At 72.1% G+C, this 25,075-nt stretch carries 23 protein-coding genes and 2 tRNA genes; 17 read left to right on the forward strand and 8 right to left on the reverse strand.

Annotated features, from left to right (window positions below; translation table 11 throughout):
* Positions 1–20: 20 nt before the first annotated feature.
* Entirely contained in the window at positions 21–2,177 is a 2,157-nt protein-coding gene (ligA, locus tag ELX43_RS06525) for an NAD-dependent DNA ligase LigA (protein ID WP_127782658.1), read from the forward strand.
* Here the strand turns inward: ligA and ELX43_RS06530 are convergent.
* On the reverse strand, positions 2,174–2,824 hold the full coding sequence (locus ELX43_RS06530) for an amino acid-binding protein (protein WP_127782659.1): 651 nt from the start codon (positions 2,822–2,824) through the stop codon (positions 2,174–2,176). The two genes, ligA and ELX43_RS06530, sit on opposite strands and share 4 nt — an antisense overlap.
* 144 nt (positions 2,825–2,968) lie before the next feature.
* On the opposite strand from ELX43_RS06530, the gene gatC reads away from it, so the two are divergent.
* Genes gatC through ELX43_RS06545 form a run of 3 tightly spaced genes read left to right on the forward strand, consistent with a single transcriptional unit; the run spans position 2,969 to position 5,372 of the window.
* Positions 2,969–3,289, forward strand: a complete 321-nt coding sequence (gatC, locus tag ELX43_RS06535; RefSeq protein WP_127782660.1) for an Asp-tRNA(Asn)/Glu-tRNA(Gln) amidotransferase subunit GatC — start codon at positions 2,969–2,971, stop codon at positions 3,287–3,289.
* Positions 3,286–4,776, forward strand: a complete 1,491-nt coding sequence (gatA, locus tag ELX43_RS06540) for an Asp-tRNA(Asn)/Glu-tRNA(Gln) amidotransferase subunit GatA (RefSeq protein ID WP_127782661.1) — start codon at positions 3,286–3,288, stop codon at positions 4,774–4,776. Before gatC ends, gatA begins: the two co-directional genes overlap by 4 nt.
* Positions 4,777–4,811: 35 nt before the next feature.
* Positions 4,812–5,372 carry a sugar O-acetyltransferase gene (locus ELX43_RS06545; RefSeq protein WP_127784729.1) on the forward strand — a complete coding sequence of 187 codons (561 nt, stop codon included), beginning with the start codon at positions 4,812–4,814 and terminating at the stop codon, positions 5,370–5,372.
* On the opposite strand, the gene ELX43_RS06550 is transcribed toward ELX43_RS06545, so the two are convergent.
* Positions 5,326–5,979: a DedA family protein gene (locus tag ELX43_RS06550; protein WP_127782662.1), complete on the reverse strand. Its 654-nt coding sequence runs from the start codon at positions 5,977–5,979 to the stop codon at positions 5,326–5,328. The two genes, ELX43_RS06545 and ELX43_RS06550, sit on opposite strands and share 47 nt — an antisense overlap.
* 19 nt (positions 5,980–5,998) lie before the next feature.
* The gene (locus tag ELX43_RS06555; RefSeq protein WP_164860593.1) at positions 5,999–6,451 is read right to left on the reverse strand and encodes a MaoC family dehydratase; all 453 of its coding nucleotides are present in this window, start codon (positions 6,449–6,451) and stop codon (positions 5,999–6,001) included.
* A 168-nt stretch (positions 6,452–6,619) separates the two neighbouring features.
* On the opposite strand from ELX43_RS06555, the gene gatB reads away from it, so the two are divergent.
* Complete coding sequence (gene gatB, locus ELX43_RS06560; protein ID WP_127782663.1) at positions 6,620–8,128, forward strand: Asp-tRNA(Asn)/Glu-tRNA(Gln) amidotransferase subunit GatB; 1,509 nt, start codon at positions 6,620–6,622, stop codon at positions 8,126–8,128.
* A gap of 34 nt (positions 8,129–8,162) precedes the next feature.
* Here gatB and ELX43_RS06565 read toward each other — a convergent pair whose 3' ends face one another.
* Entirely contained in the window at positions 8,163–8,627 is a 465-nt protein-coding gene (locus ELX43_RS06565) for a tRNA (cytidine(34)-2'-O)-methyltransferase (RefSeq protein WP_127782664.1), read from the reverse strand.
* A gap of 19 nt (positions 8,628–8,646) precedes the next feature.
* Complete coding sequence (locus ELX43_RS06570; protein WP_206518124.1) at positions 8,647–9,822, reverse strand: PQQ-dependent sugar dehydrogenase; 1,176 nt, start codon at positions 9,820–9,822, stop codon at positions 8,647–8,649.
* 116 nt (positions 9,823–9,938) lie between these two features.
* On the opposite strand from ELX43_RS06570, the gene ELX43_RS06575 reads away from it, so the two are divergent.
* Entirely contained in the window at positions 9,939–10,679 is a 741-nt protein-coding gene (locus tag ELX43_RS06575; protein WP_127782665.1) for a hypothetical protein, read from the forward strand.
* On the opposite strand, the gene ELX43_RS06580 is transcribed toward ELX43_RS06575, so the two are convergent.
* Entirely contained in the window at positions 10,676–11,191 is a 516-nt protein-coding gene (locus tag ELX43_RS06580; RefSeq protein ID WP_206518125.1) for a PH domain-containing protein, read from the reverse strand. The genes ELX43_RS06575 and ELX43_RS06580 overlap by 4 nt on opposite strands.
* A 250-nt stretch (positions 11,192–11,441) precedes the next feature.
* On the opposite strand from ELX43_RS06580, the gene ELX43_RS06585 reads away from it, so the two are divergent.
* Genes ELX43_RS06585 through ilvC form a run of 3 tightly spaced genes read left to right on the forward strand, consistent with a single transcriptional unit; the run spans position 11,442 to position 14,967 of the window.
* Positions 11,442–13,403: an acetolactate synthase large subunit gene (locus tag ELX43_RS06585; RefSeq protein ID WP_206518126.1), complete on the forward strand. Its 1,962-nt coding sequence runs from the start codon at positions 11,442–11,444 to the stop codon at positions 13,401–13,403.
* Positions 13,400–13,900 carry an acetolactate synthase small subunit gene (gene ilvN / locus ELX43_RS06590; protein ID WP_127782667.1) on the forward strand — a complete coding sequence of 167 codons (501 nt, stop codon included), beginning with the start codon at positions 13,400–13,402 and terminating at the stop codon, positions 13,898–13,900. The genes ELX43_RS06585 and ilvN overlap by 4 nt, the downstream gene beginning before the upstream one ends.
* A gap of 53 nt (positions 13,901–13,953) precedes the next feature.
* Complete coding sequence (gene ilvC, locus ELX43_RS06595; RefSeq protein ID WP_127782668.1) at positions 13,954–14,967, forward strand: ketol-acid reductoisomerase; 1,014 nt, start codon at positions 13,954–13,956, stop codon at positions 14,965–14,967.
* A 128-nt stretch (positions 14,968–15,095) separates the two neighbouring features.
* On the opposite strand, the gene ELX43_RS06600 is transcribed toward ilvC, so the two are convergent.
* Positions 15,096–16,586: an FAD-dependent oxidoreductase gene (locus tag ELX43_RS06600; protein ID WP_127782669.1), complete on the reverse strand. Its 1,491-nt coding sequence runs from the start codon at positions 16,584–16,586 to the stop codon at positions 15,096–15,098.
* A gap of 164 nt (positions 16,587–16,750) precedes the next feature.
* On the opposite strand from ELX43_RS06600, the gene serA reads away from it, so the two are divergent.
* The 6 genes from serA (at position 16,751) to ELX43_RS06630 (ending at position 22,107) form a co-directional block, all read left to right on the forward strand.
* Entirely contained in the window at positions 16,751–18,349 is a 1,599-nt protein-coding gene (serA, locus tag ELX43_RS06605) for a phosphoglycerate dehydrogenase (protein WP_164860594.1), read from the forward strand.
* Positions 18,350–18,463: 114 nt separating this feature from the next.
* Complete coding sequence (locus tag ELX43_RS06610; RefSeq protein ID WP_127782671.1) at positions 18,464–19,480, forward strand: 3-isopropylmalate dehydrogenase; 1,017 nt, start codon at positions 18,464–18,466, stop codon at positions 19,478–19,480.
* A 76-nt stretch (positions 19,481–19,556) separates the two neighbouring features.
* Positions 19,557–20,330, forward strand: a complete 774-nt coding sequence (locus ELX43_RS06615; RefSeq protein ID WP_127782672.1) for a fumarylacetoacetate hydrolase family protein — start codon at positions 19,557–19,559, stop codon at positions 20,328–20,330.
* Between the two features lie 19 nt (positions 20,331–20,349).
* Positions 20,350–21,825, forward strand: coding sequence for a glutamate--tRNA ligase (gltX, locus tag ELX43_RS06620; protein ID WP_127782673.1), 1,476 nt, complete (start codon positions 20,350–20,352; stop codon positions 21,823–21,825).
* Between the two features lie 104 nt (positions 21,826–21,929).
* Positions 21,930–22,001 (forward strand) — tRNA-Gln (locus ELX43_RS06625).
* A 33-nt stretch (positions 22,002–22,034) separates the two neighbouring features.
* A tRNA-Glu gene (locus ELX43_RS06630) sits at positions 22,035–22,107 on the forward strand.
* A 103-nt stretch (positions 22,108–22,210) separates the two neighbouring features.
* On the opposite strand, the gene ELX43_RS06635 is transcribed toward ELX43_RS06630, so the two are convergent.
* Positions 22,211–22,912 (reverse strand): IclR family transcriptional regulator, encoded by a 702-nt coding sequence (locus ELX43_RS06635; RefSeq protein ID WP_127782674.1) that lies wholly within the window; start codon positions 22,910–22,912, stop codon positions 22,211–22,213.
* A gap of 55 nt (positions 22,913–22,967) precedes the next feature.
* On the opposite strand from ELX43_RS06635, the gene leuC reads away from it, so the two are divergent.
* Positions 22,968–24,383, forward strand: coding sequence for a 3-isopropylmalate dehydratase large subunit (gene leuC / locus ELX43_RS06640; protein WP_127782675.1), 1,416 nt, complete (start codon positions 22,968–22,970; stop codon positions 24,381–24,383).
* 11 nt (positions 24,384–24,394) lie between these two features.
* On the forward strand, positions 24,395–24,997 hold the full coding sequence (leuD, locus tag ELX43_RS06645; protein WP_127782676.1) for a 3-isopropylmalate dehydratase small subunit: 603 nt from the start codon (positions 24,395–24,397) through the stop codon (positions 24,995–24,997).
* Positions 24,998–25,075 lie beyond the last annotated feature (78 nt).

The raw sequence follows: 25,075 nt of genomic DNA on the forward strand, positions 1-25,075 counted from the left end.
TCACTGGCTAATCTTTGGGAGTGACGAGCGAGCTGCCAGAGACCTCCGGCGACCCCCAGGCGCGCGAGCGCTGGACCGCGCTCGCCGAGGAGGTGCGCGGGCACCAGTTCCGGTACTACGTGCGGGACGCGCCGATCGTCAGCGACCGCGATTTCGACCGGCTGTTTAACGAGCTGGTGGCCCTCGAGGAGGCCCACCCCGAGCTGCGCACGCCCGACTCGCCCACCCAGCTGGTGGGCGGCGGCTTCGCCACCGAGTTCAGTGCCGTGGACCACCTGGAGCGGATGCTCAGCCTGGACAACGCCTTCGACTCCGAGGAGCTGCACGCCTGGGCCGACCGGGTGGTGGCCGACGTGGGGCAGGAGGTGGACTACGTCTGCGAGCTCAAGATCGACGGGGTCGCACTGAACCTGGTGTACGAGAACGGCAAGCTGGTGCGCGGAGCCACCCGCGGCGACGGCCGCACCGGCGAGGACGTCACCCTCAACGCGCGCACCATCGACGACATCCCCGAGGTCCTCACGCCGACCGCGGAGTTCCCGGTGCCGGAGCTGCTGGAGGTGCGCGGCGAGGTGTTCTTCCGGCTCAGCGACTTCGAGGCGCTCAACGCGTCGCTGGTGGCCGAGGGCAAGGCGCCCTTCGCCAACCCCCGCAACTCCGCGGCGGGATCGTTGCGGCAGAAGAACCCCGCGGTCACCGCGCGGCGACGGCTCGGGATGATCTGCCACGGCCTGGGCCGGCGGGTGGGCTTCGAGCCGGTGGCGCTGTCGCAGGCCTACGAGGCGCTGGCCGCCTGGGGCCTGCCGGTCTCCGCGAACACCGTGCGGGTGCACGGCATCGACGAGGCCGCAGCCCGGGTCGCGTACTGGGGCGAGCACCGCCACGACGTGGAGCACGAGATCGACGGCCTGGTGGTCAAGGTGGACGACGTGGCGCTGCAGCGGCGCCTGGGTGCCACCTCGCGCGCCCCCCGCTGGGCCATCGCCTACAAGTACCCGCCCGAGGAGGCGACCACCAAGCTGGTGGACATCCGGGTGAACGTGGGCCGCACCGGCCGGGTCACCCCGTTCGCGTTCATGGAGCCGGTGCTGGTGGCCGGGTCCACGGTGGCGCTGGCCACCCTGCACAACGCCAGCGAGGTGGTGCGCAAGGGCGTGCTCATCGGCGACACCGTCACCATCCGCAAGGCCGGCGACGTCATCCCCGAGGTGCTCGGTCCGGTGGTGGACGTGCGCACCGGCAACGAGCGTCCCTTCGTCATGCCCACCCACTGCCCGGAGTGTGGCACCGAGCTGGCCCCGGCCAAGGAGGGCGACGCCGACCTGCGCTGCCCCAACGCGCGCTCGTGCCCCGCCCAGCTGCGGGAGCGGGTGTTCCACGTGGCCGGCCGCGGCGCCTTCGACATCGAGGTGCTGGGCTACGAGGCGGCCACCGAGCTGCTCCGTGCCGGGGTCATCCAGGACGAGGGCGACGTGTTCACCCTCACCGAGGACGACCTGCTGCGCACCGAGCTGTTCCGCACCAAGGCGGGGAACCTGTCGGCCAACGGCCGCCGGCTGCTGGACAACCTGGACGCCGCCAAGGACCGTCCGCTGTGGCGCGTCCTGGTGGGACTGTCCATCCGCCACGTGGGGCCCACCGCGGCTCGAGCGCTGGCCGGTGAGTTCGCCAGCCTCGAGCGCATCGAGCAGGCCAGCGAGGCCGAGCTCGCCGCGGTGGAGGGCGTGGGCCCCACCATCGCCGCGGCCGTGGTCCGCTGGTTCGAGGTGGACTGGCACCGCGAGGTGGTGCGCAAGTGGCGTGAGGCCGGGGTGCGCATGGTGGACGAGCGCGACGCCGGCGTGCCGCGGTTCCTGGAGGGACTGTCCATCGTGGTCACCGGGTCGCTCGCCCGGCTGTCCCGGGACGAGGCCAGGGAGGCCATCCTGGAGCGCGGCGGCAAGGCCGCGGGCAGCGTGTCCAAGAAGACCGCCTTCGTGGTGGTCGGGGACGCCCCCGGGTCCAAGTACGACAAGGCCGTCACCCTCGGCGTGCCGGTGCTGGACGAGGCCGGCTTCGAGGTGCTGCTGGAGCAGGGGCCCGAGGAGGCCACCAAGCTCGCGGTGCCGGCTGGAGAGGCGCCCGCCGGGGAGGTGCCGGCTGGAGAGGCGCCCGCTGGGGACGAGCCTGCCGACTAGCCCAGCACGGTGGCGACGATGCCCGCCATGTGACCCAGCCGCGCCACCTCGGACGGGCGGAACTCCGGGCCACCGGGCCGGCCGATGAGCACCGCACGGTTCTCCTCGCCCAGGGGGGCCGCGGCGACGGTGGTGTTCACCTGCCGCCAGCTCTCCGGCACCCAGTCGGCGTTCTCGTCCAGGGCGGCCGGCGCCCGCAGCGGCAGCCAGGGCGCGGCCGCGGAGTGGGACTCCGGCGCGGCGGGGGAGCCCACCACCCGGTAGGGGCCGTCCTTGCCCATGCCCACGATCATCGCCCAGCCCACGCTGAGCACCCGGGGCAGCCCGTCCACCAACGTCTGCAGGCGGTCGCCGATGGTGCCGGCCACCACGTCGATCAGCTCGAGCTCGCGGTGGGTGTCCAGCACCCCCACGAACGGTCGCACCGAGATGACCTGCACGCCCTCGATGCCCTCGGCGGCGGTGATGAGGCCGTCGGGGAAGGACCCGCGGGGAATCTCCACCACCAGGTCGTCCACGGCGTAGCTGGCGTCGCGCTCCACCACGTCCACCGAGAGGATGTCGACGTCGGCACGTCCCAGCGCGGAGGCCAGCAGACCCAGGGCCCCAGGCTGGTCCGGGACCTGCACGCGCATGAGGAAGGACAATGTCGTCTCCTTGCCGGGGACACTCGGCGAACCGCTCGGGCAGGCAACATCTTCCTACACTCACGCGGGGGCAGGGCACGCTGGTGGCACCGGCTAGTCTTGGCGGGCACCCGATGCCGCCTCGATAGGGGAGATCCCCACCGCATGAATGCCGAGAACACGACGGCGCCCGTCATCACCCGCGAGGAGGTCGCCCACCTCGCGCGATTGGCCCGGCTCGCCGTCACCGAGGACGAGCTGGACCACTTCGCTGGTCAGCTGGACTCGATCCTGCACCACGTCGCCACCGTCTCCGAGGTCGCCGCGGAGGACGTCCCGCCGACCTCGCAGGCGCTGCCGGTCACCAACGCGTTCCGCCCCGACGTGGTCACCCCCGGGCTGACCCAGGACGAGGCGCTGGCCAAGGCGCCGGCCGCCGAGCTGGGCCGCTTCCGCGTGCCCCAGATCCTGGCGGACGAGCAGTGAGCGCCGAGCTGACCCGCCTCTCCGCGAGCGAGCTGGCGCAGAAGATCCACTCCCGCGAGGTCTCCTCCACCGAGGTCACCCGCGCCCACCTGGACCGCATCGGCGAGGTGGACGAGCGGGTCCGCGCCTTCCTGCACATCGACGGCATGGCGGCGCTGGCCGCAGCCGGAGCCGTGGACGCCTCCCTGGCCGCCGGTGAGCAGCCGGCCTCCCCGTTGGCCGGGGTGCCGCTGGCGCTGAAGGACAACTTCACCACCACCGACATGCCCACCACCTGCGGGTCGGAGATGCTCGAGGGCTGGTGGCCGCCCTACGACGCCACCGTCACCTCCCGCCTGCGCGCGGCGGGCATCCCCGTGCTGGGCAAGACCAACATGGACGAGTTCGCGATGGGCTCCTCCACCGAGAACTCCGCCTACGGCCCCACGCACAACCCGTGGGACCTCACCCGGGTGCCGGGTGGCTCCGGCGGTGGCTCCGCCGCCGCCCTGGCCGCCTACGAGGCCCCGCTGGCCGTGGGCACCGACACCGGCGGCTCCATCCGGCTGCCCGCCTCGGTCACCGGCACGGTCGGCGTCAAGCCCACCTACGGCGGCGTGTCCCGCTACGGCCTGGTGGCGTGCGCGTCCTCGCTGGACCAGGGCGGTCCGTGCGGGCGCACGGTGCTGGACACCGCGCTGCTGCACGAGGTCATCGCCGGGCACGACCCGCGCGACTCCACCTCCATCGACGCCCCGGTCCCGGCCGTGGTCGAGGCAGCGCTGCAGGGCGCCAGCGGCGACCTCACCGGCGTGCGCGTCGGCGTGGTGCGCGAGCTGCAGGGCGACAGCTACGCCCCCGGGGTGCTGTCCTCCTTCCACGCCGCGGTGGCCCAGCTGGAGGCGCTCGGCGCCGAGGTGGTGGAGGTCTCCTGCCCGAGCTTCGCCTACGCGCTGGCCTCGTACTACCTGATCCTGCCCAGCGAGGTGTCGTCCAACCTGGCCCGGTTCGACGCCATGCGCTACGGCCTGCGGGTGGGCGACGACGGCAGCCACAGCGCCGAGGAGGTCATGGCACTGACCCGCGAGGCCGGGTTCGGCGCGGAGGTCAAGCGCCGCATCATGATCGGTACCTACGCGCTGTCGGCGGGCTACTACGACGCCTACTACGGCCAGGCCCAGAAGGTGCGCACGCTCATCATCCGCGACTTCCAGGCTGCCTACCAGAAGGCGGACGTGCTGGTCTCGCCCACCTCTCCGCAGACGGCCTTCCGGCTGGGCGAGCGGGTGGACGACCCGCTGGCCATGTACCTGATGGACCTGTGCACCATCCCCACCAACCTGGCCGGTGACGCCGCCATGTCGCTGCCGTCGGGGCTCTCCGACGATGACGGCATGCCGGTGGGGCTGCAGATCATGGCGCCTGCGCTGGCCGACGACCGGCTCTACCGGGTGGGGGCGGCCTACGAGGCCGCCCGTGGACCGCTGCAGGCTCCGCCGGAGCTGTGAGCGCGGCGGCCGGGGCCGGCGAGCAGAAGCGGCGGATGCTCGCCGGTGAGCTCTACGATCCGGCCGATCCGCAGCTGGAGGCAGAGCGCCAGCACTGCCAGCTGGTGGTGGCGGAGTTCAACGCCGCCACCGACGACGCCGGGCGCACCGCGGTGCTGCACCGGCTGTTCGGCAGCGTCGGTGCCGGCACCTGGATCATGCCGCGGTTGCAGTGCGACTTCGGCTACAACATCACCATCGGTCGCAACTCGTTCCTGAACTACGACGCGATCCTGCTGGACTGCATGCCGATCACCATCGGCGACGACGTCTCCATCGGCCCGCGGGTGCAGCTGCTGACGCCGCTGCACCCGATGGACGACCACGAGGCGCGGCGGGCGCGCTGGGAGCTGGCGGCGCCGATCAGCATCGGGGACAACGCGTGGCTCGGTGGCGGGGTCATCGTCTGCGCCGGCGCCAGCGTGGGAGCGAACACGGTGATCGGTGCGGGCAGCGTGGTCACCCGCGACGTCCCCGACGGGGTGTTCGCCGCGGGAAACCCGTGCCGGGTCATCCGCCGGCTGGACCGGGCTGGGCGGGTCCCGCCGGGGGAGTGACCCCGTTGTGCCTGCGGTGCTTGCAGACCCGCCAGACCAGCACGGCCACCACGGCGACCAGTCCCACCGCGACCGCGATGTCGCGGCCGGCCTCACTGGCGAGCTGCTGGTACGACGCCCCCGCCAGGTAGCCCAGCGCCACGCAGCTCACCCCCCACACCAGCCCGCCGACGGCGTTCCACAGCAGGAACTGCCGGTAGGGCATTCCGGCGGTGCCCGCCAGGGCTGGGATGATCGCGCGCAGGTAGGCCACGAACCGGCCCACGCACACCGCGATCGCGCCCCGGGTGGCCAGGAGGTGCTGCGCGGACTGCACCTGCGCCTGGCGCTTGGCCAGCACCTTGGCCTGCAGCATGCGCGTGCCGTAGCGCCTGCCGATCTCGTAGCCGATGCTGTCGCCGGCGATGGCGGCGGCCACGGTGACCGCCGCCATCAGGTAGACGTCGACGCGGCCGAGGCTGGCGGCCACCCCGCCGACCACCGCGGCGGTCTCGCCGGGGACGACGAAGCCGACGAACATCGCATCCTCGACCAGCACGATGAGCGCGATCGCCAGGTACACCCAGATCGGTGCCTCGGTCAGCAGCCGCTCGGCCAGGTCGCTCATCGCACCAGCAGACCAGGGATCAGAAGAAGACGCGGGTGACCGTCTCGGCGACGCACACCGGCTTGTCGCCGCCCTCGACCTCCAGGGTGACGGTGACGACCAGCTGCAGGCCGCCCCCGATCTCGGTGACCTCGCTGAGCACGGAGGTGCTGCGCACCTTGGAACCCACCTTGACCGGCGCGGGGAAGCGCACCTTGTTCAGGCCGTAGTTGACGCCCATCTTGACGCCCTCCAGGGAGTACGCCTGCCAGGACAGCATGGGGATGAGCGAGAGGGTGAGGTAGCCGTGCGCGATGGTGCTGCCGAAGGGACCCTGGGCCGCGGCGTCGGGGTCGACGTGGATCCACTGGTGGTCACCGGTGGCCTCGGCGAACGTGTCGATGCGGCTCTGCTCGATGGTCACCCAGTCGCTGGTGCCCAGGGTCTCGCCCTTGGCGGCGATCAGCTCGTCGGCGTTGTGGAAGGTGCGCACGTTCAGACTCTCCTCGCGGTTGGGCCCCGCGACCGTGCGGGGCTGACTCCGATCGTCGCACGGCACCTAGGATGGGGGACAACGCCGGCGTGCGGCGCCCGGCCGGGTCCACCGGCCGTGCAGCGCGCCGCGCCCGTCCACCGCACCAACGCGAGGAGCTCGTCACCGATGACCGCCAGCACCGCCGTCGACCTGATGGACTACGACGAGGTCGTCGAGAGGTTCGACCCGGTGCTCGGCATGGAGGTGCACGTCGAGCTGGGGACCGCCACCAAGATGTTCTGCGGCTGCCCCACCGGCTTCGGCGCCGAGCCCAACACCCAGGTCTGCCCGGTGTGCCTGGGCCTGCCCGGCTCGCTGCCGGTGGTCAACGCCGCGGCGGTGGAGTCGGCGGTGCGCATCGGCCTGGCGCTGAACTGCAGCATCACCCCGTGGGGCCGGTTCGCGCGGAAGAACTACTTCTACCCCGACCAGCCGAAGAACTACCAGATCTCCCAGTACGACGAGCCCATCGCCACCGACGGCTACCTCGACGTGGTGCTCGACGACGGCGAGACCTTCCGGGTGCAGATCGAGCGCGCCCACATGGAGGAGGACACCGGCAAGTCGCTGCACGTCGGCGGGGCCACCGGCCGCATCCACGGTGCCAGCCACTCGCTGCTGGACTACAACCGCGCCGGCGTGCCGCTGGTGGAGATCGTCACCCGCACGATCGAGGGCGCCGGGGCCCGCGCGCCGGAGGTGGCCCGCGCCTACGTCACCGCGCTGCGCGACCTGCTGCAGGCGCTGGGCGTCTCCGACGTGCGGATGGACCAGGGCTCGCTGCGCTGCGACGCCAACGTCTCGCTGATGCCCAAGGGCGCCACCGAGCTGGGCACCCGCACCGAGACCAAGAACGTGAACTCCCTGCGCAGCGTGGAGCGTGCGGTGCACTACGAGATGCGGCGCCAGGCTGCGGTGCTGGCCGCCGGCGGCACCATCGTGCAAGAGACGCGGCACTTCCAGGAGGCCGACGCCACCACCTCCCCGGGCCGCCGCAAGGAGACCTCCGAGGACTACCGCTACTTCCCCGAGCCCGACCTCACCCCAGTCGCCCCGGACGCGGAGTGGGTGGAGCAGCTGCGGGCCACCCTGCCCGAGCTGCCCTGGCAGCGCCGGGCCCGCATCCAGGCTGAGTGGGGCATCACCGACGAGGAGATGCGCGACCTGCGCAACGCCGGTGCGCTGGACCTGGTGGCCGCCACGGTGGAGGCGGGCGCCCCCGCGGCGCAGGCCCGGTCGTGGTGGGTGTCCTACCTCACCCAGCAGGCCAACACCCGCGAGGTGGCGCTGGCCGAGCTGCCCATCACGCCCGCGCAGCTGGCCCGGGTGATCACGCTGGTGGCCGAGGGCTCGCTGAACAACAAGCTGGCCCGCCAGGTCGTGGACGGCGTGCTGGCCGGCGAGGGGGAGCCCGACGAGGTGGTTGCCGCTCGTGGGCTGGCCATCGTCAGCGACGACTCCGCGCTGCAGGCGGCGGTGGACGAGGCCCTGGCCGCCAACCCCGGGGTGGCCGACAAGATCCGGGGCGGCAAGGTCCAGGCGGCCGGCGCGATCGTGGGTGCGGTGATGAAGGCGACCCGCGGTCAGGCCGACGCGGCGCGCGTGCGCGAGCTGGTCATCAAGGCCTGCTCCTGAGCGAGCCCCGGCGCGGGCTCAGCCAGTGCCGGGCTCAGACAGCGCCGGGGAACCCGTGCTGGCGCCACGCCTCGTACACCGCGAGGGTGGCGGCGTTGGCCAGGTTCAGCGACCGGCGCCCGGGCAGCATGGGGATGCGCACCCGCTCGGTGACGTGATCGTCGGCCAGCACCTCCGGGGACAGCCCGGTGGGCTCCGCGCCGAACATCAGCACGTCGCCGGGGCGGTAGTCGATGTCGGTGTAGCGGGTGGTGGCGTGCCCGGTGAAGGCGAACACACGGCACTCGCCCAGCGCGGCCCAGGCGGCGGTGAGGTCGTCGTGCACCGTCACCGAGGCCATGTCGTGGTAGTCCAGCCCGGCCCGGCGCAGCTTGGCGTCGGAGAGGTCGAACCCCAGCGGGCGCACCAGGTGCAGCTCGGTGCCGGTGATCGCCGAGGTGCGGATGGCGTTGCCCGTGTTGGGCGGGATACGTGGCTCGACGAACATCACCCGGAACACCGGGTGAGCATACGACCGGCTACACCGAGCTCGCGCCACCCTGTCCCGCCGGCGGCTGGATGCGCACCACCCGGTCGTCGGTGGGTCCCGCCGCGCCGGTGGTCTTGTTGACGGTGCCGGCCCACACCACGCCGTCGGCGCCCACGTCGGCGCCGTAGAGCTGGCCGTAGCGGCCCGGCACCAGCACCTCCGGCGGCGCGGTGACGGAGCCGTTGCCGCCGATGCTCAGCACGTGCAGCCCGGCGCCGGTGGTGACGGCCACCGACACGCGCCCCTGCACGGCAGCGCAGCCGGCCACGCCGGGCCGGTCCGGCCAGGTCCACACCTGCTCGCCGACCGCGCCGGTGGCGGACACCGGTCGCAGCCGGTCCACGGTGGCGCCACGGTCGGTGAGCCAGCTGCTGCCGGTGACGCCGTCGGTGCACACCCCGCCGGGCTCGTTGAGGCCGCTGGCCACCACCGGCGAGGTGGGGGTGGCGTTGCCCGGTGCCGGCGCCCCGGCCGGGGTGACCCGCAGCAGCTTGCCCGCCAGCGAGGCCGGGTCGGCGGCGGCAGCGGGCTGCCCGGCGTCGCCGGTGGCCACCAGCAGGTTGCCCTTGGCGTCGAAGGCGAGGGAGCCGGCGTTGTGCAGCGGCCCCTTGGGGATGCCCACCAGCACCGGCTTGGGGGAGTCGCCCACGGCGATGCGCACCACCCGGTTGTCGGTGGCCGTGGTGGTGTACAGGTAGATCAGGCGGTCCTGGGCATAGCTGGGAGACAGGGCCACGTCCAGCAGCCCGCCGTCGGCCGCGCCGTCCACCGGCACCCGGGCCAGCTCCACCGGCGCCTTCTCCGGGGCGACCCGCAGCAGCCGGCCGGTGCGGCGCTCCGCCACCAGGGCGCCGTCCTCGCCGGGCAGCTTGGCCAACCCTGCCGTGGGATCCAGACAGGTGGCCACCACCGCCGGGTCGGGGTCGGTGCACGGCGCCGGCGTCGCGCTGGGCGCAGGGCTCGACGGCGAGCCGGGCTCCGGCGGGGCGGTCGGCGGGGTGGGCAGCTGGGGGGTGACCTCCGGGCCGGCGCCCAGGGTGGGGTTCGGCCGGAAGTCGCCGGCGGGCTGGTCGTCGAACTGGGCGCAGCCGGTGGCGAGCACGGCCACCGCGGCCAGCGGAGCCAGCCGTCGGACCCACCAATCGCCGCCTCTGCCCCTGGTCACCACAGCAGGCTACTGGGCAGGTGGTGAGCCAGCGGTGAGCAGCGTTCACCGAATCGCAACACGCCACCGGTGCCGTGCTGCGCCGGATGCGGCGGGAGCGGTCCTACCGTCCTCGCATGGCACCGCGAGACCGCCCCACGAGCGCGGACGAGCAGGGGCCGCCCACGGTGGTCCTGCCCGGCGGCAGCCTGGGCGTGATCGCCCCCACGGAGCGCGCCAGCCCGCGCTACATCCCGCCGGCGTCCGAGCGGTCGGAGCTGCCGCCGATCTACCCCGGCCTCGACGACGACGAGATTGACGAGAGCGCAGAGCCGACCAGCGCGGTGGCCGTCCCCGTGGAGCGCCGCACCCGTCCATCGCCAGGCCTCGGGCCGTCGCCAGGCACCGCCCTGGGTCTGCTCCTGCTGCGGCTGGCGGTGGGGGCGCTGGTGCTGGCTCGCGGTGCGCACCAGCTGTGGGGCGTCCTGGGCGACAGCCACGTCATCGAGGCGCTGCCCACCGCGGTGAGCGTGGCCGAGCTGGTGGTGGGAGTCCTGCTGGTGCTGGGTCTGCTCACCGAGTGGGCGAGCGGTGCGGTGCTGGCGCTGGTGGTGGCGGCGCTGCCGGAGGTGCTGGAGCAGCCCCGCGTGGGTGTCCCCGTGATCGGTGAGCCCGGGCTCGGGGTGAGCGTGCACGCGCTGGGGCCCGCGCTGCTGCTCGGGCTGGGGGTGCTGGCCGTGGCGCTGGCCCTGGCCGGGGCGGGCCGGATCAGCCTGGACCACGGGCGGGTGTGGACCCGGGCCCCGCTGCGCACGGCCGCCGTGGCGCTGGTGCTGGGCGCCGCCGTGGGCGCGGTGCTGCAGCTCCAGCTCGCCTAGCGCTCGGCTCGGGGCTCGTCCTGGTCCGGGTCGTCGCGGGCCTCGTCGGCACCCTGGTCCGCCAGCTCCGCCTCGTCCCTGGCCGCGAACGGGTCAGGCACCCGGCCGCCGCTGGCCAGCGAGAGCACCGGCAGGTCGCGGAAGGTGACGCACGGCAGGGTCACCTCGGTGTCGTCGTCGAGGACCACCCGGCCGAAGGAGCCCAGCCGGGTGCTCCGGTGGCGGGGGAACCGGACGCCGCGCACGCGGTCCCAGCCGATGGACTGCCCACCGGTCATGGTGCGCACCTGCAACCCGTCCGGGCTGGCCGTGGTGCGCATCCGCAGCACCCACCACGTGGCCACCACGGGGACGACCACCAGCCAGCCGAAGACGAGCGGTGCGGCGACCATGGCGGGGATGAGGCAGACGAGCAGGAAGCCGACGCCGAGCAGGGCGACACGGTTGTTCTGCAGCACGGCGGTGGGGGCGGGCTCGACCCGGGAAGGGGTGCTCGCCTCGGCTGGGGACATGCCTCCATGGTCGCACCCGTGGGTCAAGTTGACGCTGCCGGTGGCGCCCGGCTAACGTCACACGGGTGAACCATGACGCTCTCGTACTCGGCAGGCGCATCTACGCCTGAGCCGGACGTCTTCCGAACAGCTCAACCACAGCGTCGATGCGCCACCCTCGCACAGCGGAGTCTCCGCGGCGGGGGTTTTTTGTTGTTCGCCGAGCTTCATGCCACGTTCCCGTTGCCCCGTCCGACCAGAGGAAGCTGCAGTGAGCGCACCCACCGCCCGCCCGCACCCCACCCCGCGCGCGCCGCGCAGCCCGGCTGCGCCGGCCACCGGCCGCCGCGTGTCGTCCCCGCCCGAGCAGGTCACCGGGGCACAGTCCCTCGTGCGCTCGCTGGAGGAGGTGGGCTGCGAGGTGGTCTTCGGCATCCCCGGCGGTGCGATCCTGCCGGCCTACGACCCGATGCTGGACTCCACCCGGGTTCGGCACGTGCTGGTTCGCCATGAGCAGGGCGCGGGCCACGCGGCCACCGGCTACGCCCAGGCGACCGGCCGGGTGGGGGTGTGCATGGCGACGTCCGGGCCCGGTGCCACCAACCTGGTCACCCCCATCGCCGACGCCCAGATGGACTCCGTGCCGCTGGTGGCGATCACCGGCCAGGTGGCCACCGCGCTGATCGGCACCGACGGCTTCCAGGAGGCCGACATCTCCGGGATCACGCAGCCGGTCACCAAGCACAACTTCCTGGTGACCGACCCGCTGGACATTCCGCGCACCATCGCCGAGGCCTTCCACCTGGCGGAGTCCGGACGTCCCGGCGCCGTGCTGGTGGACATCCCCAAGGACGTGCTGCAGGCGCGCACCACCTTCTCCTGGCCGCCGGAGATCCACCTGCCCGGCTACCGGCCGATCACCAAGCCGCACAGCAAGCAGGTCCGCGAGGCCGCCCGGCTGATCGCCGCTGCCCGCCGGCCGGTGCTCTACGTCGGCGGCGGCGTGATCAAGGCCGAGGCCGGCGAGGAGCTGGCCCAGCTGGCCGAGCTGACCGGCGTCCCGGTGGTCACCACCCTGATGGCCCGCGGGGCGTTCCCCGACAGCCACCACCTCAACCTGGGCATGCCTGGCATGCACGGCACCGTCGCCGCGGTCGCCGCCATGCAGCGCAGCGACCTGCTGATCACCCTGGGCGCGCGCTTCGACGACCGTGTCACCGGGGTGCTCAGCTCCTTCGCCCCCGAGGCCAAGGTCATCCACGCCGACATCGACCCGGCTGAGATCGGCAAGAACCGCCACGCCGACGTGCCGATCGTGGGTGACTGCAAGGAGGTCATCACCGAGCTGCTGGAGTGCGTGCGCGACCAGCGCTCCGAGGGCGACGTGCCGGACCTGACGCAGTGGTGGAGCCAGCTCGACGACATCCGCACCCGGTTCCCGCTGGGCTACGACCGCCCCGCCGACGGTGCGCTGTCCCCGGAGCTGGTGATCTCCGAGATCGGCAAGGCGGCCGGACCGGACGCCATCTACGTCGCCGGCGTCGGCCAGCACCAGATGTGGGCCGCGCAGTTCGTCTCCTACGAGAAGCCGCGCACCTGGCTGAACTCCGGGGGCCTGGGCACCATGGGCTACGCGGTGCCCGCGGCGATGGGCGCCAAGATGGGCCGGCCGGACACCGAGGTGTGGGCCATCGACGGGGACGGCTGCTTCCAGATGACCAACCAGGAGCTGGCCACCTGCGCCATCGAGGGCGTCCCGATCAAGGTGGCCGTCATCAACAACGGCAACCTGGGCATGGTCCGGCAGTGGCAGACGCTGTTCTACGACGAGCGGTACTCCAACACCGGGCTGTCCACCCACGGCGACGCCGACGGCCGCCGCATCCCCGACTTCCTCATGCTGGCCGAGGCCCTGGGCTGCGTGGGGATGCGCTGCGAGCGTGAGGAAGACGTCGCCGCCACCATCGAGGCGGCCCGCGCGATCACCGACCGGCCCGTCGTGATCGACTTCATCGTGGGCGCCGACGCCCAGGTGTGGCCGATGGTCGCCGCAGGCACCAGCAACGACGAGATCATGGCTGCCCGCGGCATCCGTCCGCTGTTCGACACCGACGACGCGGACCCGGAGATCGTCGCCGCGGCCACCGCCGAGGACGCGGCCACCGAGACCGGTGCTGCGGGCACCGGCACCGACACCACTGGGCACCAGAACCCGAAGGGACAGAACCTGTGAGCACCCACACCCTCAGCGTGCTGGTGGAGAACAAACCCGGTGTGCTCGCGCGCGTGGCCGGCCTGTTCTCTCGCCGTGGGTTCAACATCGACTCCCTGGCGGTGGGCGAGACCGAGCTGCCCGGGATCTCCCGGATGACCATCGTGATCTCCCTGGAGGACTTCCCGCTGGAGCAGGTCACCAAGCAGCTGAACAAGCTGGTCAACGTGATCAAGATCGTCGAGCAGGACCCCACCAACGCCGTGGCCCGCAAGCTGGTGCTGGTGAAGGTGAGGGCCGATGCCAGCGTCCGCAGCGAGGTGCTGGAAACTGTTGCCCTGTTCCGCGCGAAGGTCATCGACGTTGCCCACGAGGCCATCACCATCGAGGCCACCGGCACCAACCAGAAGCTGGACGCGCTGCTGCGGCTGCTCGAGCCCTACGGGATCCGGGAGATCGTGCAGTCGGGTGTGGTCGCGCTGGGCCGCGGCCCCAAGTCGATCACCTCGACACGCTAGCCACCCGCGCCCGCACGAACCAAGACTCAAGTCACCAATCGAAGGGAAACACTGTGAGCGTCGAGATCTTCTACGATGACGATGCAGATCTGTCGATCATCCAGGGCCGCAAGGTCGCCGTCATCGGCTACGGCAGCCAGGGCCACGCCCACTCGCTGAGCCTGCGGGACTCCGGCGTGGACGTGCGCGTCGGCCTCAAGGAGGGCTCGAAGTCCCGCGCCAAGGCCGAGGAGCAGGGCCTGCGGGTCGTCACTCCCGCCGAGGCCGCCGCCGAGGCCGACCTGATCATGGTGCTGGCCCCGGACACCGCCCAGGCCCAGATCTTCACCGAGGACATCGCCCCGAACCTCAACGAGGGCGACGCGCTGTTCTTCGGCCACGGCCTCAACGTCCACTTCGACCTGGTCAAGCCCGACCCCAGCATCACCGTGGCCATGGTGGCGCCCAAGGGCCCCGGCCACCTGGTGCGTCGCCAGTTCGTCGACGGCAAGGGCGTGCCCTGCCTGGTCGCCGTGGAGCAGGACCCCACCGGCAACGGCCTGGCGCTGGCGCTGTCCTACGCCAAGGCCATCGGCGGCACCCGCGCAGGCGTCATCAAGACGACCTTCCGGGAGGAGACCGAGACCGACCTCTTCGGTGAGCAGGCCGTGCTCTGCGGCGGCATCGAGGAGCTGGTCAAGAACGGCTTCGACGTGATGGTCGAGGCGGGCTACGCCCCCGAGATGGCCTACTTCGAGGTGCTGCACGAGCTCAAGCTGATCGTGGACCTGATGTACGAGGGCGGCATCGCCCGGATGAACTACTCGGTGTCGGACACCGCGGAGTTCGGCGGCTACCTCTCCGGCCCGCGCATCATCGACGCCGGCACCAAGGAGCGGATGAAGGAGGTGCTCGCCGACATCCAGAGCGGCGAGTTCACCCGTCGTCTCGTCGCCAACGTGGAGAACGGCAACACCGAGCTTGAGGGGCTGCGCAAGGCCAACGCCGAGCACCCCGTCGAGGTCACCGGCAAGAAGCTGCGCGACCTGATGAGCTGGGTCGACCGTCCGATCACCGAGACGGCCTGACACCTGGTCACCGCCAGCTGCACCACCAGCCGTGCCCGCCCGCGCTCCTGCGCCGGCGGGCACGGCTGGTCTCGCCCCGGGATCATTCACCACTGGGCCGTCACAGCGGGGCCGTCACCGCTGTGTCCCTACCTTTGCGCCAAGACCTCGGCCGCCGCGCGCTCACCCGCCCGCACCGCGCCGTCCATGAATCCCGCCCAGTAGGTCGCCGTCTCCGTCCCCGCCCAGTGCACGCGACCGAAGGGCACCCGGATCTGCGCGCCGTAGGCGGTGGTGGTGCCGGTGCCCGCCGACGCCACCGGCGAGCCCTTGGTCCAGCGCTCCCGCGTCCAGTCCTGCTCCACGTACTCCACCGGGTCGAGCGCCTGCGGGCCGACGAGCTGGGCGAAGCCCTGCAGCACCGCGGTGCGGCGCTGCGCCAGGGGCAGGTTGCCGTACTCGCGCCACGTCGACCCGCCGACGAAGGCCAGCAGCACCCCCACGGCGGCGTCGGCAGGGGAGTTGTCGAAGCAGGTGCGCACCGCGCCGGAGGTGGCGATGCCGCTGCCGGACAGCCCGGCCGCGCGCCAGAACGGCGAGGGGTAGACGGCGTCCACCTTCATCAGCGTGCCCAGGTGCAGCCGGGTCAGCAGCTGCTGGCGCAGCGGAGGCAGCAGCGGGTCCCAGTCGATGGCCGTGACCAGGGGCGGGGGAGCGGCCACCACCACCCGGCCCGCCCGCACCTGGCCGCGGTCACTGGTCACCGTCACGCCGGTGTCGTCCTGGGCGATGCGCCGCACCGCGGCCTCGGTCTGCACAACCGCGCCCAGCTGGCGGGCCAGGGCCAGGGGCACCAGCTGTGAGCCGCCCACGAACCGGGAGTCCTGGGCTCCGTTGGCGGTGCTGGAGGCTCGCTCGAAGCTGCCCGGCGTGGTCTCGTTGCCGGAGCAGGCGATGGTCCACAGGAAGAACAGCAGCGACACGTCCTCGCCGTCGGAGCCGTAGGTGGGCTGCAGGAACGACTGCAACAAGGTCAGCGTGTCCCGGTTGAAGGTGTTGGCGCGCACCCACTCCTGCACCGTCACCGCGTCCCACTCCGCCGCGTGCGGGGCGCTCCACGGCGCGTCCACCGGCACCTGCCCGGCCATCCAGTCGATGCGCAGCTGCAGCACGAAGGCGTCCACCACGATGGCCAGGTCCGGCGGGACGGTGCCCTGGTAGCGCATGGTGCGGCCGTTGGCGGCGAAGATGTTGTCGCCGGCCACGTGCTCCTTGAAGGTGGGGACCCCCAGCTCGGCGGCCAGCGCCAGGATGCGGTCCTGGGTGGGTCCGACGAACGCGCCACCGGCCTCGATCACCGAGCCGTTGGCCAAGGTGTGGTTGAGCACCCGGCCGCCCACCCGGTCCCTGGCATCCAGCAGCACCACCGACCGGCCCGCCCTGGCCAGCTCGCGCGCGGTGACCAGCCCGGAGATGCCGCCTCCCACCACCACGACGTCGGCGGTGCCCGGCAACGGGTCCCGCGCGCCCGCGGCGGCCGCCCGCACGGGAGCGGAGAGCGCACCACTGGCCAGCAGCGCGCCACCGGCCAGGCCGCCGAGGAGCCCACGGCGAGTGAGGTTGCTGCTGCTGACGTCCATGACGGTCCCCCCGTGCTCGTCCGTGGTGCATGTCTATCCCACCGCGGGCCCCACCGGAAGTGCTGCGGAGGCACAGCCGTTCACCGCCCGCTGGGCTGGCGGGACCGCAAAGTAGGCTCGAAGAACCGCGCTTCGTCACATATTCCAAGCCAGGGAGATCGTCAGTGAGCCAGTCCGTCCGTCCCGTCGTCCTCATCGCCGAGAAGCTCGCGCCGTCCGTCATCGACGCGCTGGGCGACGGAGTGGAGGTGCGTCACGTCGACGGCACCGACCGCCCGGCGCTGCTGGAGGCCGTCGCCGGCGCCGACGCCCTGCTGGTCCGCTCCGCCACCCAGGTCGACGCCGAGGTGCTCGGCGCCACCAACACCCTCAAGGTCGTCGCCCGTGCCGGCGTGGGCCTGGACAACGTGGACGTGCCCGCGGCCACCGCCCGTGGCGTGATGGTGGTCAACGCGCCCACCTCCAACATCGTCTCCGCCGCCGAGCACGCCGTGGCGCTGCTGCTCTCGGCCGCCCGGCAGATCCCGGCCGCCGACGCCACCCTGCGCGAGCACACCTGGCAGCGCAGCAAGTTCAACGGTGTGGAGATCTCCGGCAAGACCATCGGCGTGGTGGGCCTGGGCAAGATCGGCCAGCTCTTCGCCCAGCGCATCGCCGCCTTCGGCACCACGCTCATCGCCTACGACCCCTACGTCTCCGCCGCCCGCGCGGCCCAGCTGGGCATCGAGCTGGTCACCCTGGACGAGCTGCTGCAGCGCGCCGACGCCTTCTCGGTGCACCTGCCCAAGACCCCGGAGACCAAGGGACTCATCGGCGCCGAGCAGCTGGCGATGACCAAGAAGGGCGTCATCATCGTCAACGCCGCCCGTGGCGGCCTCATCGACGAGCAGGCGCTGGCCGACGCCGTCACCAGCGGCCAGGTCGGCGCCGCCGGCATCGACGTCTACGGCAGCGAGCCCTGCACCGACAGCCCGCTGTTCGAGCTGCGCAACGTCGTGGTCACCCCGCACCTGGGTGCCTCCACCGTGGAGGCCCAGGACCGCGCGGGCACCGACGTGGCGCGCAGCGTGAAGCTGGCCCTGGCCGGTGACTTCGTGCCCGACGCCGTCAACGTGCAGGCCGGTGGCGTGGTGGGCGAGGAGGTCGCCCCGTGGCTGGAGCTGGTGCGCAAGCTCGGCGTGCTGCTGGGTGCGGTGTCCGGCAGCCTGCCCACCTCGGTCACCGTCGAGGTCCGCGGCGAGCTGGCGTCGGAGGACGTCACCGTGCTGCAGCTGGCCGCCCTGCGCGGGCTGTTCTCCGGCGCGGTGGAGGAGCAGGTCACCTTCGTCAACGCGCCGTCCATCGCCGAGGAGCGCGGGGTGAGCGTGGAGGTCACCACCGCCACCGAGAGCCCCGCCCACCGCTCCGTGGTCGTGCTGCACGCCGCCATGGGCGACGGTGCCGCCTACAGCGTCGCCGGCACCCTGTCCGGCCCTCAGCAGGTGCAGAAGGTCGTCTCCATCAACGGCCGCAACTTCGACCTGCGGGCCGAGGGCACCGTGCTGCTGCTGGCCTACGCCGACAAGCCCGGCGTGATGGGCAAGGTCGGCACCCTGCTCGGCGAGCAGGGCGTGAACATCGAGGCCGCGCAGCTCAGCCAGGCGGCCCAGGGCGACAGCGCGGTGATGATGCTCCGCGTGGACCGGGCACCGGCGGCCGACCAGCTCGCCCCCATCGCCGAGGCGGCCGGCGCCAGCACCATCGAGCTGGTCGACTTCAGCTGAGCCGCTTGACCTGAGCGCCGCCGAGCGCGCTGCCGGGCGACCTCGTGTCGCCCGGTAGCGTGCACCTCGGCCGCTGTGTGGCGGCCCCATACTCATGTGTGCAGGAGGCAGTGGATGAAGCTCGCGGTGATTCCGGGTGACGGGATCGGACCTGAGGTGGTCGCCGAGGCGCTCAAGGTGCTCGACGTGGTGGCCCCCGGGGCCGACCTGACCACGTACGACCTGGGTGCCCGGCGCTGGCACGCCACCGGCGAGCTGCTGCCGGAGTCGGTGATCGCCGAGCTGGGCGGGCACGACGCCATCCTGCTGGGGGCCATCGGCGACCCGTCGGTGCCCAGCGGCACCCTGGAGCGCGGCCTGCTGCTCAAGCTGCGCTTCGCCATGGACCACCACGTGAACCTGCGTCCGTCGCGGCTGTTCCCCGGCGTGCGCAGCCCGCTGGCCGACCCGGGCGAGATCGACTTCGTGGTGGTCCGCGAGGGCACCGAGGGCCCCTACACCGGCAACGGCGGCGTGCTCCGCAGGGCGACCCCGCACGAGGTGGCCACCGAGGTCAGCGTGAACACCTGGTTCGGCGTGGAGCGCGTGGTGCGCGACGCCTTCGCCCGCGCGGAGAACCGCCGCAAGCACCTCACCCTGGTGCACAAGAACAACGTGCTCGCCAACGCCGGCTCGCTGTGGACCCGCGTGGTCGACCAGGTCGCCGCCGAGCACCCCGACGTCACGGTGGCCTACCAGCACGTGGACGCCGCCACCATCCACATGGTCACCAAGCCCTCGCAGTACGACGTGATCGTCACTGACAACCTCTTCGGCGACATCATCACCGACCTTGCGGCCGCCATCTCCGGCGGCATCGGCCTGGCCGCCAGCGGCAACCTGGACGCCTCGGGCACCAACCCGAGCATGTTCGAGCCGGTGCACGGCAGCGCGCCGGACATCGCCGGCCAGGGGATCGCCGACCCCACCGCCGCGGTGCTGTCGGTGGCGCTGCTGCTGGAGCACCTCGGCCACCCCGCACAGGCTCGCGCCATCGAGGACGCGGTGGCCGCCGACCTGGCCGAGCGGGGCACCGCCGCCACCAGCACCAAGGAGATCGGCGACCGCCTGGCCGCCCGCGTCGCCGGCTAGTCCCCTCCCGCGCAGACCCTGCTCGACCCCGGTGGCCCTCGCTGCCGGGGTCGAGCCGCACCGTAGGCTCGGGCGCATGCGCTTGGGTCGAGTTGCCAGCCCGGATGGGGTCGCCTTCGTCAGCATCGAGGGGGAGGGCCCTGAGCAGCAGGCGCGCGAGATCGCCGAGCACCCCTTCGGCACACCCACCTTCACCGGGCGCAGCTGGAAGCTGGCCGACGTGCGCCTGCTGGCGCCGATCCTGGCCACCAAGATCATCTGCGTGGGCAAGAACTACGCCGACCACGCCGCCGAGATGGGCGGGGCGGCGCCGGAGGCCCCGGTGATCTTCATGAAGCCCTCCACCACCATCGTGGGCCCGCACGCGCCCATCGTCCTGCCGCCGAGCTCCACCCGGGTGGACTACGAGGGTGAGCTGGCCGTGGTGATCGGGCGTCCCTGCAAGGACGTGCCGGCCGCCAAGGCGCTGGACGTGGTGCTGGGCTACACCGTGGCCAACGACGTCACCGCCCGCGACCACCAGGCCGCGGACGGGCAGTGGACCCGGGGCAAGAGCCACGACACGTTCTGCCCGCTGGGCCCGTGGATCGAGACCCAGCTGGACCCGGGCGACCTGGAGCTGGTCACCGAGCGTGACGGCGAGGTGGTTCAGCGCAGCCGCACCTCGCTGATGCTGCACGACGTGGCGGACATCATCGAGTGGGTCTCGGCGATCATGACGCTGCTGCCCGGTGACGTGATCCTCACCGGCACCCCGGCCGGCGTCGGGCCGATCAAGGCGGGCCAGAGCGTGAGCGTCACCGTCGAGGGCATCGGCACGCTGACCAACCCGGTGGCGGCCAAGCGCTGACCGATAGCCTGGGAGCAACATGACTACCTCCCAGAGCACCCGCCCGGTCCGTGTCCGCTTCTGCCCGTCGCCCACCGGCACACCCCACGTGGGCCTCGTCCGCACGGCCCTGTTCAACTGGGCCTACGCGCGGCACACCGGCGGCACCTTCGTCTTCCGCATCGAGGACACCGACGCCGCCCGGGACACCCAGGAGTCCTACGACGCCCTGCTGGACGCGCTGCGCTGGCTGGGGCTGGACTGGGACGAGGGCCCGGAGGTGGGCGGTCCGCACGAGCCCTACCGGCAGTCGCTGCGCAAGGGCCTCTACACCGACGTCGTCGCCAAGCTGGTCGAGGCGGGCGAGGTCTACGAGAGCTTCTCCACCCCCGAGGAGGTGGAGGCCAGGCACAAGGCCGCCGGTCGCGACCCCAAGCTGGGCTACGACAACTACGACCGCACGCTCACCGAGGAGCAGAAGGCCGACTTCCGCGCCCAGGGCCGTCCGGCGGTGCTGCGGCTGCGGATGCCCGACCACGACCTCACCTGGAACGACCTGGTCCGCGGGGAGACCACCTTCCGCGCCGGTACCGTGCCGGACTTCGCCATCACCCGGGGCAACGGCCAGCCGCTCTACACCCTGGTGAACCCGGTGGACGACGCGCTGATGGGCATCACCCACGTGCTGCGCGGGGAGGACCTGCTGTCCTCCACCCCGCGCCAGCTGGCCCTCTACGAGGCGCTGCAGCGCGTCGGGGTCGCCGACTTCACCCCGGAGTTCGGGCACCTGCCCTTCGTGATGGGGGAGGGCAACAAGAAGCTGTCCAAGCGCGACCCGCAGGCGGACCTGTTCCTGCACCGCGAGCGTGGCTTCATCCCCGAGGGTCTGCTCAATTACCTGGCCCTGCTGGGCTGGTCCATCGCCGACGACCACGACATCTTCAGCCTGCAGGAGATGGTGGACGCCTTCGACGTGCACGCAGTGAACTCCAACCCGGCGCGGTTCGACCAGAAGAAGGCCGACGCCATCAACGCCGAGCACATCCGGATGCTGGAGCCGGCCGACTTCGCCCAGCGGCTGCGCGCGCACCTCACCGCGCACGGCCAGCTGCCCGCCGACGTGGACTCCGAGCTCTTCGCCACCGCGGCCGACCTGGTGCAGACCCGCATCGTGGTGCTCTCCGACGCCGCCGCCCTGCTCGGCTTCCTCTTCGTGGACGAGAGCGAGTTCACCATCGACGAGGCAGCCGCGAAGAAGACGCTCGGCCCCGACGCGGAGCCGGCCCTGAACGCCGCTGTGGCGGCCCTGGAGGCCCTGGAGGGGTGGGACACGGCCAGCATCGAGGAGGCGCTGAAAATGGCGCTGGTGGAGGATCTGGGGCTCAAGCCGCGCAAGGCGTTCGCGCCGGTGCGGGTGGCCGTCACCGGCTCCACCATCAGCCCGCCGCTGTTTGAGTCGCTGGAGCTGCTCGGCCGGGAGCGCTCCCTGGGCAGACTGCGCGCTGCGGCCCGCTGACCAGGGGATTGGTGGTCTCGGCCGGGGGTGCGCTAGTCTCTTCCACGGCTCGAGAACAAGGAACCAACCACCGGCAGCCAGCCGGTTTGGAACTTGGAAGCCATTGGGGTATGGTGTAATTGGCAACACGGCTGATTCTGGTTCAGTTGTTCTAGGTTCGAGTCCTGGTACCCCAGCTGAGAGATCAGCACGGACGTGTTGATCTCCCTGGCCCCGTCGTCTAGCGGCCTAGGACGCCGCCCTCTCAAGGCGGTAGCGCGGGTTCGAATCCCGTCGGGGCTACACAGCACGAAACCCTCTGTCGCACTGCGGCAGGGGGTTTCTTGCCGTTCGGGGCAGCACGCCGACGACGGTGCGGTGAAGGTCACATCGCCTGGCGGCCCGCTCAGAGCTGCTGCTGCAGGGCCTCCGCCGCCGCCAGCAGGTCTGCCGCCCAGCGCTCGCCCGGGCGCCTGCCGATCCGGTCCACCGGGCCGGACACCGACACCGCCGCCACCACCGCGCCGGCGGCGTCGCGCACCGGTGCCGCCACGCTGGCCACCCCGGGCTCCCGCTCGGCCACGCTCTGCGCCCAGCCGCGGGCCCGGACCTGGGCCAGGGTCTGGGCGGTGAAGGTGGCCTCGTCCAGCACGGACCCCTGCAGCTGGGGCTCGGCCCACGCCACCAGCACCTTGGCTCCCGATCCGGCGGTCAGCGGCAGGTGAGTGCCGACCAGCACGGTGTCGCGCAGCCCGGTGGGTGGCTCGGCGATGGCCACGCAGACCCGGCTGAGGCCCTCGCGACGGTAGAGCTGCACGCTCTCCCCGGTGAGGTCGCGCAGCCGGGGCAGCACGCCCGCAGCGGCGTCCAGGAGGGGGTCGGTGACCGTGGCCGCCAGCTCGCTGAGGGCCGGTCCGGGTCGCCAGCGGCCCTGCTCGTCCCTGGCCAGCATCCGGTGCAGCTCCAGGCCGACGGCGAGGCGGTGCGCGGTGGCCCGGGGCAGCCCGGTCCTGGCGCACAGCTCACCGAGCGCGCAGGGTTCCGCCGCCACCGCGTGCAGGACCAGCACCGCCTTGTCGAGCACGCCGATACCGCTATGCTGTCTCACAGGACGATACTAACGTCCCACATGCTGGGAACGCGTGAGCGGAGATGGAAGACGTATGCCGAAGACACTGGCCGAGAAGGTGTGGGACGCCCACGTCGTGCGACAGGGCGCCGGCACGGGGGAGCAGCGCGAGCCCGACCTGATCTACATCGACCTGCACCTCGTGCACGAGGTGACCAGCCCGCAGGCATTCGACGGCCTGCGGCTGGCCGGCCGGCCGGTGCGTCGTCCTGACCTCACCATCGCCACCGAGGACCACAACGTCCCCACCACCGACATCGACAAGCCGATCGCCGACCTGGTCTCCCGGACCCAGGTGGACACCCTGCGGGCCAACTGCGCGGAGTTCGGCATCCGCCTGCACTCCATGGGCGACGCCGAGCAGGGCATCGTGCACATCATCGGTCCCCAGCTGGGTCTCACCCAGCCCGGCGTCACCATCGTCTGCGGCGACAGCCACACCTCCACCCACGGCGCCTTCGGTGCGCTGGCCTTCGGCATCGGCACCAGCGAGGTGGAGCACGTGATGGCCACCCAGACGCTGTCGCTGCGCCCGTTCCGCACCATGGCCATCACCGTCGACGGCCAGCTCCCCCCCGGCGTCACCGCCAAGGACCTGATCCTCGCCGTCATCGCCCAGATCGGGACCGGCGGCGGGCAGGGCTACGTGCTGGAGTACCGCGGCGAGGCCATCGAGGCGCTGTCCATGGAAGCGCGCATGACCATCTGCAACATGTCCATCGAGGCCGGCGCCAGGGCGGGCATGATCGCGCCCGACCAGACCACCTACGACTACCTCAGGGGCCGCCCGCACGCCCCGCAGGGAGCCGACTGGGACGCCGCGGTGGCCAGCTGGGAGCAGCTGCGCACCGACGACGACGCGGTCTTCGACCACGAGGTGCGCATCGACGCCACCACGCTCACCCCGTTCGTCACCTGGGGCACCAACCCCGGCCAGGGCCTGCCGCTGGGCGCCTCGGTGCCCGACCCCGACACCATCGTCGAGGAGGGTGACCGCCAGGCCGCCCAGAAGGCCATCGAGTACATGGGTCTCACCCCGGGCATGCCGCTGCGGGAGGTCACCGTGGACACCGTCTTCCTGGGCTCCTGCACCAACGGTCGCATCGAGGACCTGCGGGCCGCTGCCGACGTCCTGCGTGACCGCCACGTGGCCGAGGGGATGCGGATGCTGGTGGTGCCGGGGTCCATGCGGGTCAAGGCGCAGGCCGAGCAGGAGGGTCTGGACAAGGTCTTCCTCGACGCCGGTGCCGAGTGGCGCCAGGCCGGCTGCTCGATGTGCCTGGGCATGAACCCCGACCAGCTGGCGCCCGGTGAGCGGGCCGCCTCCACGTCCAACCGCAACTTCGAGGGCCGCCAGGGCAAGGGTGGTCGCACCCACCTGGTGTCGCCGCAGGTCGCCGCCGCCACCGCCGTGCGCGGCACGCTGTCCGCGCCCGCCGACCTGAGCTGAGAGGTACGACCATGGAAGCCTTCACCACCCACACCGGGATCGGCGTGCCGCTGCGCAGGTCCAACGTCGACACCGACCAGATCATCCCGGCGGTCTACCTCAAGCGGGTCACCCGCACCGGGTTCGAGGACGGGCTGTTCGCCGGCTGGCGCAGCGACCCGGAGTTCATCCTGAACAAGCCGCCCTACGACGCCGGCTCGGTGCTGGTGGCCGGACCGGACTTCGGCACCGGCTCCTCCCGCGAGCACGCTGTCTGGGCCTTGGGCGACTACGGCTTCCGGGTGGTCATCGCCTCCCGCTTCGCCGACATCTTCCGGGGCAACGCCGGCAAGCAGGGGCTGCTGGCCGCGCAGTGCAGCCAGTCCGACGTCGAGCTGCTCTGGAAGGTGCTCGAGGAGCGTCCCGGCACCCAGGTGAGCGTCGACCTCACCGAGCGGACCGTCACGGCGGGAAGCCTGGTGGTGCCGTTCGACATTGACGACTACACCCGCTGGCGGCTGCTGGAGGGCCTCGACGACATTGGTCTCACATTGAGACAGGTTGACGACATCACCGCCTTTGAGGAGTCCCGCCCCCGGTGGTTGCCGGTGACGACTCAGCAATTCTCGGGGTAATCGCCTTCGGCGCGCGCCAGAAATGGCCCGCCACTTGGACTCCTGTCGATTCTGGGTTTACCGTGGCGCCAGGTTGGC

The sequence above is a fragment of the Rhodococcus sp. X156 genome (genome assembly GCF_004006015.1).
GTDB lineage: Bacteria > Actinomycetota > Actinomycetes > Mycobacteriales > Mycobacteriaceae > X156.